Source organism: Anaerostipes hominis (ex Lee et al. 2021) (assembly GCF_002270485.1).
Taxonomy (GTDB): domain Bacteria; phylum Bacillota; class Clostridia; order Lachnospirales; family Lachnospiraceae; genus Anaerostipes; species Anaerostipes hominis.
On the sequence record NZ_NQOG01000025.1, the window covers coordinates 22502 to 34803 of the forward strand.

Genomic DNA, 12302 nt, shown 5'->3' on the forward strand with positions numbered 1-12302 from the left:
CATTTTTTATAAAATTCATGAAATCTCACAAAAATAAAAAGCTTCTCTGATCTCAAATAATCAGAGAAGCTTTTGCCTCTGTACACTGTAAAAAACAGGCCGTCCTTATAATGCACTTTTTATATCGTCCAGAGAAATTTCTATCTCTTCTCCGGATTCCATGTTTTTCAGTCTTCCTTTATTTTCTTTTAATTCATTCTCACCGATAATGATCGTGTTTTGTGCCCGGAGCTTGTTTGCATATTTCATCTGTGCCTTTACCCCTCGTCCAAGGTAGTCTGTCTCCACCTTGAATCCTTCCGTGCGCAGACCGGAAACGATCTCATAAGCTCTTGCCCTGGCTTCTTTTCCGAGAATTCCCACATAGAGGTTCAGGGGCCTGCCCGCGGGAAGTTCTACTCCTTCCTCTTCAAGGAAAAATAAGATACGCTCTACTCCCATGCCAAATCCAACCGAAGGCATGGACACTTTTCCGTCGATCTCATGGACTAAATTATCATATCTTCCTCCGCCGCACAGGGTAAAACCTTCCCCATTTACAAACTCAAACACGGTCTTTGTGTAATAATCGAGCCCGCGGACAATGCCTGTGTCCACTTCATAAGGAATATTCAGGCTGTCCAGGAGGCTTTTCAGCTCTTCAAAATGTTCTCTGCACTCTTCGTCCAGATAGTCGATCGTTCTCGGTGCATCCTTGATGATCTCTTTACAGGAAGGCACTTTGCAGTCGATGACTCTCAGCGGATTCTTCTCCATCCTCTCCCGGCAGGTCGGACAAAGCTTGTCCTCATGCCGGTGAAGGTACGCAAAAAGAGCCTCGTTGTAATCCTTTCTGCAGTTTGAGCATCCGATACTGTTGATGTGAAGTTTTGCATCAGTAAGACCGATCTTATTGATAAAAGATGTCACCAGGGTGATCAGTTCCACTTCCGCCAGCGGACTCTGGGCACCTACAAATTCGATTCCGAACTGGTGGTGCTGTCTGAGTCTTCCGCTCTGTGGTTTTTCATAGCGGAAAGCCGGGGTAATATAAAACATCTTTACCGGCTGGGGTTCGTTCTGCATTCCGTGCTCCAGATAAGCGCGGATGGCTCCCGCAGTCCCTTCCGGTTTTAAGGTAATGCTCCGGTTTCCTTTATCTTCAAAGGTATACATCTCTTTCTGGACCACATCCGTTGTCTCTCCCACGCTTCGCTGAAACAGTACGGTGTGCTCAAAAACAGGCGTAATGATTTCATGGATATTATATGTCTCACACAGGTCTTTAAACACGTTCTCCAGATATGTCCGTTTCTGCATTTCCTCTCCGTACCAGTCCTTCGTCCCTCTCGGTGCTTGTGTTATCATTTACAGTTCCTCCTTTTATTGTATCTGTATCGTGCAGATTACTCTTTTCTAATATTCTAAGCATTTCTTCTGAAAATGCAACCCGCTGAAACGCGAGAAACACTTTCATGTCAAAATTCTTCACTTCCTCGATCATGACTTCCAGGGCGGTTTCAACGGAAAATCCCTCCCGGTAATCCCTGTTGGCGATCAAAGCTCCGAAGATATCGCAGACATGCATAATCCTGCCTACCAGCGGGATCTCATCTCTCTTTAAGTTGCTCGGATATCCGGTGCCGTCATAGTGTTCATGGTGGTACAGCACCGCATCCAGCACAATATCATCATATCCATGCTCCACCAGAATTGAATGGCCGATCGTAGAATGCATGCGCAGATAGCGTGTCTCATCTACTGCAAGGATCTGTTCTTCCTTCTCATTCATGTAAAAATTCAGCCGGACTTTTCCAATATCGTGGAGAAGGCCCGCCACCGCCAGATCATAGCAGGCTGCCTCATCCAGTCCCAGTTCTTTTCCCACACTGTATGCAAGGTTGCTCACAACGATCCCATGTTCAATGGAATCATCCAGACCGACCTGGATCGGAGTCTCTACATCGCGGGATTCATATTTCATCGGCATATCATAACACCACCTAACACATACTTTTTAGCAATTTATCTTTCCGTAAAATCATTTCTTCGATCCGTTCCGTATACTGTCTTACGTCCTTCAGGTTTTCCGCCCTCTGAATGTTTCTGCTGCCGCCGACAAACTTGGATGATGCGCCGGCGCCTGCTGCGATGATATCATGCAGTTCCTCCATAATCAGTATATTATAAAGGCACTCTTTTTCTTCCAAAGAAAAGCCTATATTTTCAAAATTTCCGGGGATATTTTTCTGTCTGTACATGTAATAAGGTTGCATCCCCATATCAAAGCATGCCCGCTGTGCAAATCGGATCATCTCGTCATCGGCACCGAATGAAAACTGATCCCTCATCTGATTCAAGGGAGCACTTCTCTTGATCGCCAGCGCGTGGACCGTAATACTGTCAGGTCCCAGTTCCCCAAGGGCCTTAAACGTTTTCTCAAGCTCTCGAATGCCTTCTCCCGGAAGTCCGCAGATCATGTCCATATTGATATTGTCAAAGCCGGATTTTCTGGCCGTTTGAAAACAGTCTGCCACATCCTCCGCCGTGTGCTTTCTTCCAATTCTTATGAGCGTGTCGTCGTTCATCGTCTGAGGATTGATGCTGATCCTAGTAACTCCGTTTTCCGAGAGGACAGAAAGCTTTTCCGCGGTGATGCTGTCGGGTCTTCCGGCCTCCACCGTGATCTCACGGATTCCGCCAAAATCAAAACAGCGTCTCAGCTCTCCAAACAGACGGTCAAACTGCTTTGGAGAAAGGGTGGTGGGGGTTCCCCCTCCCACATAAAGACTGATCATCTCCCTGTCTCTGTATTGTTCCCCTATATAGCAGATCTCCCGAATCAGGGCATCCAGATACTGATCTACATACTCCCTGTATGCCGAAATCGGATAAGACGTAAAAGAACAATACAGGCATGTACTTGGACAAAACGGAATCCCCACATACAGACTATATCCGCTTTCATAAGAAATATCTTTCAGCAGTTCTGTCTCTTTCAGCCCCACAGACACACAAAGGTCTGCCTTTTCTTCGCTGACCAGATAGTCCCGGCGCAGTTTCGCTTTCATATCCGCTCTGGTTTTCCCCAACATGCAGTCCTCAAACACAAGCTTTGTAGGACGGATGCCGTTCAGTGTTCCCCAGGGCAGTTCTTTTTTAAGATGACAGGATAGCAGACGGTACAGAGCCGCCTTCAGGCTGTTTTTGAAGTTCCTCTTGTCCCTGAAGTCTCCTCTGACCTTCTCGGAAATGACGGATTCCCCGGCTCTCAGTTCCAGAAGAGTTTCTTCCTCTCCGTAGAAGACCCTGCATATAAAATCATAGATAGAATTGTCATCTCCTCCCGAAGACAATTCTATCTTTTCTCCAATGCAGAATGCCAGAATCAGGCTTCTGATATCATATTCATACAGGGTTTCGTTCTGAATCAATCCGATCATGGCTGCATAAGAAACGGGTTTGTCCGTTTTTCGAACCCGATGGTCGTGCTGTTCATATGTCCCGGATACACTTCCGTTTCATCCGGCAGAACAAACAGTTTTTCCCGGATACCTGACAGCAGTGCGTCTGTATCTCCAGTAGGAAAATCTGTCCGCCCGATGCTCTGGCGAAACAGAGTATCTCCTGCGATCAGCCATCCCTGTTCTTTGAAATAATAGCAGACTCCGCCTTTTGTATGTCCCGGCACATGAATACAGTGTATCTCCGTGTCCAGAAGATCCAAAACCTGTCCGTCTTTTACGAGATGATCAGCATCCATGGAAACAGGCTCCCCGAACATAGAAGTCAGGTTCAAAGAGGGGTCTCTCAGTACATCTTCCTCATCCTCATGCAGATAAACCGGCAGCCCCGGCTTTAGCTCCTGCAAATAAGGAAGAGCCATCACGTGGTCAAAATGTCCATGTGTCAGAAGGACTGCCGTGAGCTCAAGCCCCTCTTTTTCAAGCATTTCCATCACCCGGTATCCTTCGTCTCCCGGATCAAATACGAGCGCTTCTTTCGTCTGGCGGTTACCGGCGATATAACAGTTCGTCTGCATCTGTCCGAGACCTGCGCCTATCAAAATAATATTTTCGTTCATAGCTGAAAAACTATCCTACCTTTCTCTCTATGTCTACCACACCTTCAATATTGCGGATCCTTGCGATCACTTGATTTAACTGGGCAACTCCGTTGATGTCAAAGGACATGCTGAGGGTAGCCCTCCCTTTTTTGGAGTTTGAAACATTCATCGTCAGAATATCGATGTCCAGTTCCAAAAATACTTTGGATACATCTGCAAGCATCCCCTTCCGGTTGTTTGCATAAATCGAAATTTCCGTCGTATAGGTCTGTCCGGAGCCCTCAGAGCCTTCCTGCCATTCTGCCTCGATCAAGCGGGACCGGTCTGTCTCTGACATACTTAATAAGTTTACACAGTCTGTCCTGTGGATGGACACTCCCCGTCCCCTTGTGACGAATCCGACAATCTCATCTCCCGGAACCGGATTGCAGCATTTGGAAAACCGCACTGCCACGTCGTCCACGCCTTTGACAACGATTCCGCCCTTCTGTTTCTCTTCCGGACGCCGTTCCCTGACATGTTCTGCCGCCTCCAAAACCTGTTCATCTGTGATCTTCTGCTTCTGGTCTTTATTGAACTCCTCCGCCAGCTTATTGACAACCTGGCCCTCTTTCAGTCCGCCGTGTCCCACGGCTGCGCACACAGACTCCCAGTCTTTAAACCCATATTTGAGCTGTACCTTTTTAATATATTCCGGCTTTAAGTAGCTTGACAGTTCAATCCGCTTGCCCTTGCAGTACTTCTCAAGCATTTCCTTGCCTTTAACGATATTTTCTTCTTTAAACTGGGTCTTAAACCATTGATTGATCTTGCTCTTGGCCTGGGTCGATTTAACAATATTTAACCAGTCCCTGCTGGGACCCTTGGAATTCTGCGAGGTGATCACCTCCACCCTGTCCCCGTTCTGGAGATGGTACTCAAACGGCACCTGCCTGCCGTTGACCCTGGCTCCTACCATCGTATTTCCTACCGCACTGTGAATACTGTAAGCAAAATCGATCGGCGTGGAACCGTTGGCAAGGCTCTTTACATCCCCGTTTGGGGTAAAACAGTAAACCTGCTCCGCAAACAGGTCCAGATTCGTCTTGAGGAGAGATAAAAACTCTTTGTTGTCGTCCATGTCCTGCTGCCACTCCAGGATTTCTCTGAGCCAGCTCAGCTTTTCCTCTTCTTTGTTGACGCCCACGCTGCTGCTTTTTTCTTTATACTTCCAATGGGCGGCAATACCGTATTCAGCGATCCTGTGCATCTCAAATGTTCGGATCTGGATTTCAAAAGGATGTCCTTCCGGCCCGATCAGCGTCGTATGGAGCGACTGGTACATGTTCTGCTTTGGCATGGCGATATAGTCCTTGAACCTTCCGGGGATAGGCTTATACATCTCATGGATCACTCCCAGAGCCGCATAACAGTCCTTGACCGTATCCACTTTAATCCGCACCGCAAACAGATCATAAATCTGGTCAAGAGTCTTATTCTGATTCACCATCTTCTTGTAAATACTGAAGAAATGCTTCACCCGCCCGTCAATCTCCGCCTTGATGCCGCTCCGCTCAATATGCCCGCTGACTTCATCAACGATCTCTTTGATGTAAGCTTCCCTGCGCACCTTCTGGGAGTCCAGAGAATGTTCCAGTTCTTTGTAGACATCCGGCTTCAGATATCTCAAAGACAAATCATCCAGTTCTACCTTGATCTTGGAAATACCAAGTCTGTGAGCGATAGGCGCATAGATGTCCATGGTCTCTCTGGACTTTTCCTTCTGCTTTTCAGGCTTCATAAACTGCATGGTGCGCATGTTGTGCAGACGGTCTGCCAGTTTAATTAGTATTACCCTGATATCCTTGGCCATGGCAAGGAACATCTTTCGTAAATTCTCCGCCTGTACTTCGATCTTGTCCTTGGAATAACTTAACTGGCCTAATTTTGTGACGCCGTCCACAAGCTGGGCAACCTCCACCCCAAACTCCCGGACTACGTCTTCATATGTCACGTCTGTGTCTTCCACGACATCATGCAGCAAACCGGCAATGATCGTCTCCCGGTCCAGTTCCAGTTCTGCCAGGATGATGGCGACACAAATAGGATGAATGATATAGGGTTCCCCGGACTTTCTCTTCTGGTCCTTATGGGCTTCAAAAGCCATATCATAGGCCCTGCCCACCATCTCTATATCTTCATCGCTGTACAGGCTCTTCATAGTCTCCATCAGCTGATGACGGAGTTCATCAGGAGCCGTAAAACTCTTGGGATTGCTGATATCTTTTTTTACACGGTTTATTTTTGTTTTACTGTTTTGCTCCATTGGCAGCCACTCCAGATTAATTATTTTTTAATTTTGATTCACAGTAAATGCATCTGTAAACCTTATTTTCTCTATTCACAAGTTTAAATGTATGATCGATCTCCTGCTCTATGGAAGTAATGCACCTCGGATTTTTGCATCTTGCAATATTTGTGATGACTTCCGGAAGCCCGACTTTATGTTTGGATTTCAGCTTTCCATTCTCAATGATACATACGGTGGCATTGGGATCCACATATCCCAGCACATCCAGATCGATATCAAAGTTATTGGAAATCTTGATGATGTCTTTTTTGCCAAGTTTATTGCTCTTGGCATTCTGAATGATCGCAATGCTGCAGTCCAGTTTGTCAAGTCCCAGCTGGTAGTAAATATCCATGCCTTTTCCGGCTGTGATATGGTCTAAAACGATTCCGTTCTTGATACTATCTATGTTCATGCCGTAACCCCCAATAAATCCATGATCAGCGCCATCCTCACGTGTTTGCCGTTCAGTGCCTGTCTGAAATAGCAGGCTCTCGGGTCCTCGTCCACTTTGACAGAAATCTCATTGACTCTCGGCAGCGGGTGCAGGATGGACAGGTCTTCTTTTGCCTTTTTTAACTTCTCAGGGTCCAGAATGTAGCTGTCCTTTAAGCGGACATAATCGGCCTCGTTAAAAAATCTCTCCCTCTGGACTCTGGTCATGTATATGATGTCCAGTTCCGGCATGACTTCTTCCATCTCTCTGACTTCACGGAACGGAATATTCTTCTTCTCAAATACATCTTTTTTCAGATATTCCGGTATCTGAAGCTCCTCAGGAGAGATCATGATGAAACTAATATCCTCATACCTTGAAAGGGCCTTGATCAGCGAATGCACGGTGCGCCCGAACTTCAGGTCGCCGCAGAATCCAATGGTCAGATTTTTAAGTCTTCCTTTTTCCCTTCTTATGGTCAAAAGATCTGTGAGTGTCTGAGTCGGGTGGTTGTGCCCTCCGTCCCCTGCATTGATGATCGGGATGTCCACATGTCTGGATGCCACATACGGAGCCCCCTCCTTCGGATGGCGCATGGCGATGATGTCTGCGTAGCAGGCCACTATCCGCGCCGTGTCGGCAATACTTTCTCCTTTTACTGCCGAGGAAGAATCAGCAGAAGAAAAACCAAGTACACTGCCTCCTAACTCCAGCATGGCCGCTTCAAAACTGAGCCTCGTCCTGGTACTTGGTTCAAAAAATAGTGTTGCCAGCTTCTTATATCTGCATACTTCCCTGTACTTCTCCGGCCTTAACGAGATATTATCCGCAAGATTCAAAAGCCTGTCGACGTCATCCACAGACAAATCCATCGGATCGATTATATGTTTCATAGAAAGTACCTCCTAATCGTTATATTATAATAATTCTACATTTACAGACCAATAGTGTCAATGAATTACTTATATTTTAGCAGGCCTTTTTCCAGCAGTTCCAACGGCCGGTAAGAAAGTTTTGCCTTCCGCAGTCCTTCTTCCCCCAGGTCTTCCTCTCTGTTGATGAACTGATAATCCATGGCTTCGTGCAGAATAAACTGCTGGTTGATCATCGGGTAGGCTCCCTGTATCTCTCCGAACGCCTTCTCGAAATGGACGACAAAGGTATCTTCCGTTGTTCCCTCCCCTATGGCAAATGCAATGATCTTTCCATCGCTTCTCAACACCCCGCCCCTTAAGTCGAGATCTTTATAATACATCAGAGCATTCTTGGCGGCACAGATCTCTTCATGCTTGTCGGCATCTTCTTCTTTGGTGGCTTCGTTTGCCATCTTCCATTCCATGAGCATGGTCAGGGCTTCCAGAGCATTCTCGTCATTTAAAGATTCGTAAGACCAGTCGTGGTTTTCCTTAAACCTGTTGATGTGATTTCTCTTGCCGTGAAGCTTCTTGCCCCTCAGCGTTGCCAGAGATTCCCGTTCGTAAATATAATCAAAAAGATCCCGGTCATATTCCACTGTAAAAATATCCCCGAACATCTCTTTCATCTTTTCTTCTGTTTCCTTCAGGATACCATGCATGGCAAACGGGATTCCTTCTTCCCTGCAGTATTCCATGACGGCCTCCACGGCTTTCTTTTCATCCCCGCCTCCAATCGGATAGCTGAACGTACATCCATGTCCGTCTTTTGACCGGATGATCAGCATATCCTCAGTTATTGCATATGTCATGTGATAATGATCTTTCCACAGGATCAGTGTTGCCGCCGAAAAATCAGCACTCCGGTAATTAATTTTGTGAAAATATGCGTCAAACATTTTTTTATCTTCTAATTTGGGTGTCTTAAAATCCATTGTAAACTCCTTTAATTATTTATGATAGGGCTGGCAGTTCATAATCCGGCAGCTCCGATAGATCTGCTCCAACAGGACGGCCGCACATAACTCAGGCGCCATGTCAAAAGAGGAGACAGAGAACTCAGAAACATCATGCTCCGGTCTGAACCCTCCGATATAAAAAAAGATATTAGAACAGCCGTTCATCATCCAACGGCTGATTTCTTCTGCAAATGCAGTGCTCTCCATGCTGTTTTCAGAACTGGTGACCATAAAATGCTTCCCTTCCTTCTCAAAAATTCTTCCCAATTGTTTCTCTTTTTTTACATACTTGACCTCTATCGTACAATATTTTCCGAGACGTTTCAAATATTCTTGCATTGCCTGGACATACAGTGTATCCCTGTTCTTTTGTAAAATAAAAATATAAAACTTCATCATGACTTGCCTTTATCAAAAAAATTCTTCAGTTTCTTATCAGATTTGAGCGCTTTTTCAAAGGTATCGTTGGTCTCTTTGATCAGCTGTTTTACTTTTTCTGTTCCAAGACCAGCATTCAGAGCATTTTTTATCTGTGCTGTATAATGTTTCTCGTTATTATAGAGCAGATAAGACTGGCCCTTTTTTACAACATAATACTGGCTCATGCCGGGTGCAGGTGTTTTGATCCCCCGGAGCTTTGTACTGTAAGTGGCATAAACGATGAATGATTGTTCATCCGCGCCTTTTTCAGTGTGGAACGAGAGGTTCTTATATGACTCCACATACTTATGTAGCTTCTTTACTGCCCGGCTGGAAACCAGATCTTTCGGGTCTTCCACCATGCCTTTTAAGCCCTTCTCGTCACCTGCCCTGAGCTTTTTATAGTACTCATTCATAAATGACAGCAGCTTCTCTGTCTCCGGCTCCACCGGCCGAGATGTTGCTGCAGCATCGGTGCTTTTTTTCTCTGAGGCTTCTGTCTCTTCCCTGAAAATCTTCTCATTTGTGATTTTTTCCGTATGTTCCTTGTCCAGTTTCAGGAAAATCAAAAAACAAGCGCAAAAAAATAAAATCCAGCTCAATACGATGACAATGACTGTTGATTTCTTTAGCTTCACTTACCATGCCTCCATCTAGATAGTTTCTTTTATTATAGCATATCCCTTTTTTTGATACAAAGAAAACATAAAATAAGAACCGCACTCCGTCCAATCCCGTGTATTCACAGGAAAGCAGACAGAATACGGCTTTCAAATACTTCAGGCTTTTTTAGCTTTGTACCCGGAAACCAAGATTTATGAGAAAGTCGTGGACGTCATCCGGATTTTTGACTGTAGACAGAGAAGAAACGCCTATATATGCAGGATGGGTACCGGATGCATTTGTCGTTGTTTTACTTGTCTCATATATTTTCCCGTCATAATATACAAGATATGTCCTCCACTGCCCATGCATGTCATTAGGATTGGAGCCGTCGCTTTTCGTGGCGATCAGTAAGGAACCGAAAGACCTCGATACCCCTTTTCATGACAGGTAATAGGGCTGCCAGTACAGCTGGTCTTCCAGTTCGTCAAGTGCTCATACATATACTTCATCAGCGACTCTCTGCTGGCCCAGTTGTTTACCTTTACTTCTTTGTAAAGCTGGTCCATGAGCTTTTTGTATTCTTCTACATATTCCTCCAGCGGAGTCAAAGCGCTGTCATCGGAAATTACATATTTAACATCGGCATCTTTGTTGTATTTCACACAAAGGCCGTTTTTAAGATCTGTTTCTTATCTGCACCCACTGAAGTCAGGCGGTTTTTAACATACAGTTCCATATACGCACTCTGGGAAGATGCCACTAATATCCTCCTTACCGGCATTGATGACCTCTAAGTCTAATATACCTGATTTTGGATCAGATTGAAATACGAAATACATCAATTTCCGGAGGAACTAGAAACCGTATGGGATAGTGGGATGTCCCGATCCCTGTGTTGACAAAAAGCTTCATTCCATTTACCGAATAGAACCCATCCGTAAATTTTTTGGCAAGAGACGTTTTCATCTTAAAAAACGGAAGCTTTACCTGTCCGCCGTGGCTGTGCCCTGCCAGAATCAGGTCGGCACTTTTTTCAGGGACGCGCTCTGCCGCATCCGGTTCGTGCATCAGCAATATTTTGTAATCACAGTTCTTTAACTCTCCCGACTCCATCAGTCCATAGTCCGGTGTTCCGAACAGCACATCGTCCAGCCCGCCGATCCCGATCTTTTTTCCATCGGGAAGACGGATGATTGCAGATTCATTGGCAAGCAGCTTAAATCCTCCGTTCTGTATGATCCCCGGATAAGCCCTCATGGCGCTTCCTCCGTAATCCCGGTTTCCCCAGACCGCATATTTTCCGTATTTGGCCTGGATGTCGGACAATGCCTTCTCTACTTTTTTCTCAGGATGGTAGGACGCATAATTGTCATAGAGATCCCCGGTAAAAACAACAATATCCGGCGACTGCCCGTTGATCTTATCCACTAACTTTCCCAGCCGGTCTTCAGAATATGCTTCACTCACCTGGATGTCAGATATATGGACCAGCTTCAACTCTATCGATGCCGGTCCTTTCTTCAGTTCATAGTCATGGACTGCCAGACGGTATGGTTCTATTTTCACTGCATATACTGCCAAAAGACCCGTTAAAATCAGGATCATCAGTATAAACAGAATGATTCTTTTGATAATCTTCAATGGAATTCTCCTTATGAGCTTTTTATAACTATTTCCTTCGCATTTTAAAATGCGTTCCTCCAATAGCGAAAACAAACTTCCCCTATGGAATGAAAAAACCGCATATTTCTATGCGCTCCCATTTATTTTTAGACATTTCTACTATTTTTCATTCAAGGTATTTGTTTAGTATAAACGATGGCAGGGCAAATGGCAAGGCTTGATTAGCCATCACTTACTTAAAAAATGATGGCTGACCAAGCCCCCTTTGCTCAAGGATATTCATTAGAGTTTTCTCTGTTTTTATTATATCAGTCTCCTGTCATTCAATCTCAAAATTTTCAGAATTGAAATTACTGTAAAATCTGCCCTGTTCCGCAGTAAAACGAAGTACACAGTAATCAGGGTCCGTCACGCCTTCCGGGTAATACATGGTATCGCCCGCATGCCATATTTTCTGGCTGATTCCCAGGATAGATTTTATCAAAACGGAAAGAGAACTGCCGCCCTTGCTGAGCTTCCATAAAATAACAGGCTTCCATTTGCCCTTTATGATGTCATGTATCAATTCCAACGGACATATATATTTATTCCTCATTTTCATCTTGACCGACTCCAATCATCGGCAGGGATTTTATTTATTCAGAACAAAGTGGGCAAGCCCACTTCAACGCCCCAACCCCTCACTCTTTGAGGGGCTTGACAACTTTGCGTGCCAGATGCAATTTGCCGCAGGCAAATAATTTCCTTACGCATCTGTGCACAACCCGCGGAGCGTTTTTATTTCATAGGGAAGGTCGTAGAACTTTCCTATGAAAATCGAGTAGGGGAGATTAAATCTCCCCTCTCACACCACCGTACATGCCGTTCGGCATACGGCGGTTCAACATAACTTCAAAGCATGACGTTCCATGTAATAATCGTAGCAACTCACAAGCCCTGCCTGTTTCAGCTTTTCTTTTGAGATTGCCCT

13 protein-coding genes are annotated in these 12302 nt (G+C 45.3%); all 13 read right to left on the reverse strand.

Translation table 11 applies throughout. The annotated features are described in order from the left end of the window. Positions 1–105: 105 nt before the first annotated feature. Positions 106–1347 carry a histidine--tRNA ligase gene (hisS, locus tag CI597_RS15465; RefSeq protein WP_024727280.1) on the reverse strand — a complete coding sequence of 414 codons (1242 nt, stop codon included), beginning with the start codon at positions 1345–1347 and terminating at the stop codon, positions 106–108. Further along, the gene (locus tag CI597_RS15470; protein ID WP_024727279.1) at positions 1265–1969 is read right to left on the reverse strand and encodes an HD-GYP domain-containing protein; all 705 of its coding nucleotides are present in this window, start codon (positions 1967–1969) and stop codon (positions 1265–1267) included. The genes hisS and CI597_RS15470 overlap by 83 nt, the downstream gene beginning before the upstream one ends. 13 nt (positions 1970–1982) lie before the next feature. After that, the gene (gene hemZ, locus CI597_RS15475) at positions 1983–3422 is read right to left on the reverse strand and encodes a coproporphyrinogen dehydrogenase HemZ (RefSeq protein WP_024727278.1); all 1440 of its coding nucleotides are present in this window, start codon (positions 3420–3422) and stop codon (positions 1983–1985) included. Then, on the reverse strand, positions 3419–4063 hold the full coding sequence (locus CI597_RS15480; RefSeq protein WP_024727277.1) for an MBL fold metallo-hydrolase: 645 nt from the start codon (positions 4061–4063) through the stop codon (positions 3419–3421). The genes hemZ and CI597_RS15480 overlap by 4 nt, the downstream gene beginning before the upstream one ends. Before the next feature lie 10 nt (positions 4064–4073). After that, positions 4074–6350, reverse strand: coding sequence for a RelA/SpoT family protein (locus CI597_RS15485; protein ID WP_024727276.1), 2277 nt, complete (start codon positions 6348–6350; stop codon positions 4074–4076). A gap of 16 nt (positions 6351–6366) precedes the next feature. Then, a complete protein-coding gene (locus CI597_RS15490) occupies positions 6367–6789 on the reverse strand; it encodes an aspartate carbamoyltransferase regulatory subunit (protein WP_024727275.1) in 423 nt (140 codons plus the stop codon). Then, the gene (gene pyrB, locus CI597_RS15495) at positions 6786–7703 is read right to left on the reverse strand and encodes an aspartate carbamoyltransferase (RefSeq protein ID WP_024727274.1); all 918 of its coding nucleotides are present in this window, start codon (positions 7701–7703) and stop codon (positions 6786–6788) included. The genes CI597_RS15490 and pyrB overlap by 4 nt, the downstream gene beginning before the upstream one ends. Before the next feature lie 65 nt (positions 7704–7768). Continuing rightward, positions 7769–8659: a DUF2156 domain-containing protein gene (locus CI597_RS15500; RefSeq protein ID WP_024727273.1), complete on the reverse strand. Its 891-nt coding sequence runs from the start codon at positions 8657–8659 to the stop codon at positions 7769–7771. Positions 8660–8674: 15 nt separating this feature from the next. Then, entirely contained in the window at positions 8675–9079 is a 405-nt protein-coding gene (locus CI597_RS15505) for a 23S rRNA (pseudouridine(1915)-N(3))-methyltransferase RlmH (RefSeq protein ID WP_235824659.1), read from the reverse strand. After that, on the reverse strand, positions 9079–9741 hold the full coding sequence (locus tag CI597_RS15510; protein WP_024727271.1) for a hypothetical protein: 663 nt from the start codon (positions 9739–9741) through the stop codon (positions 9079–9081). Before CI597_RS15510 ends, CI597_RS15505 begins: the two co-directional genes overlap by 1 nt. Positions 9742–10113: 372 nt before the next feature. Further along, positions 10114–10371: a hypothetical protein gene (locus CI597_RS18795; RefSeq protein ID WP_024727270.1), complete on the reverse strand. Its 258-nt coding sequence runs from the start codon at positions 10369–10371 to the stop codon at positions 10114–10116. A 154-nt stretch (positions 10372–10525) separates the two neighbouring features. Continuing rightward, positions 10526–11350 carry a metallophosphoesterase gene (locus CI597_RS15520; RefSeq protein ID WP_024727269.1) on the reverse strand — a complete coding sequence of 275 codons (825 nt, stop codon included), beginning with the start codon at positions 11348–11350 and terminating at the stop codon, positions 10526–10528. Positions 11351–11651: 301 nt separating this feature from the next. Beyond that, positions 11652–11933, reverse strand: coding sequence for a hypothetical protein (locus CI597_RS18800; RefSeq protein ID WP_024727268.1), 282 nt, complete (start codon positions 11931–11933; stop codon positions 11652–11654). Positions 11934–12302: the final 369 nt, after the last annotated feature.

Bases quoted from the DNA above. Each gene is read 5' to 3' on its own strand.
- CI597_RS15480 (WP_024727277.1), bottom strand. From the start codon at position 4,063: ATGAACGAAAATATTATTTTGATAGGCGCAGGTCTCGGACAGATGCAG.
- CI597_RS15500 (WP_024727273.1), bottom strand. From the start codon at position 8,659: ATGGATTTTAAGACACCCAAATTAGAAGATAAAAAAATGTTTGACGCA.
- hemZ (WP_024727278.1), bottom strand. From the start codon at position 3,422: ATGATCGGATTGATTCAGAACGAAACCCTGTATGAATATGATATCAGA.
- CI597_RS15490 (WP_024727275.1), bottom strand. From the start codon at position 6,789: ATGAACATAGATAGTATCAAGAACGGAATCGTTTTAGACCATATCACA.
- pyrB (WP_024727274.1), bottom strand. From the start codon at position 7,703: ATGAAACATATAATCGATCCGATGGATTTGTCTGTGGATGACGTCGAC.
- hisS (WP_024727280.1), bottom strand. From the start codon at position 1,347: ATGATAACACAAGCACCGAGAGGGACGAAGGACTGGTACGGAGAGGAA.
- CI597_RS18800 (WP_024727268.1), bottom strand. From the start codon at position 11,933: ATGAAAATGAGGAATAAATATATATGTCCGTTGGAATTGATACATGAC.
- CI597_RS15470 (WP_024727279.1), bottom strand. From the start codon at position 1,969: ATGCCGATGAAATATGAATCCCGCGATGTAGAGACTCCGATCCAGGTC.
- CI597_RS15485 (WP_024727276.1), bottom strand. From the start codon at position 6,350: ATGGAGCAAAACAGTAAAACAAAAATAAACCGTGTAAAAAAAGATATC.
- CI597_RS15505 (WP_235824659.1), bottom strand. From the start codon at position 9,079: ATGAAGTTTTATATTTTTATTTTACAAAAGAACAGGGATACACTGTAT.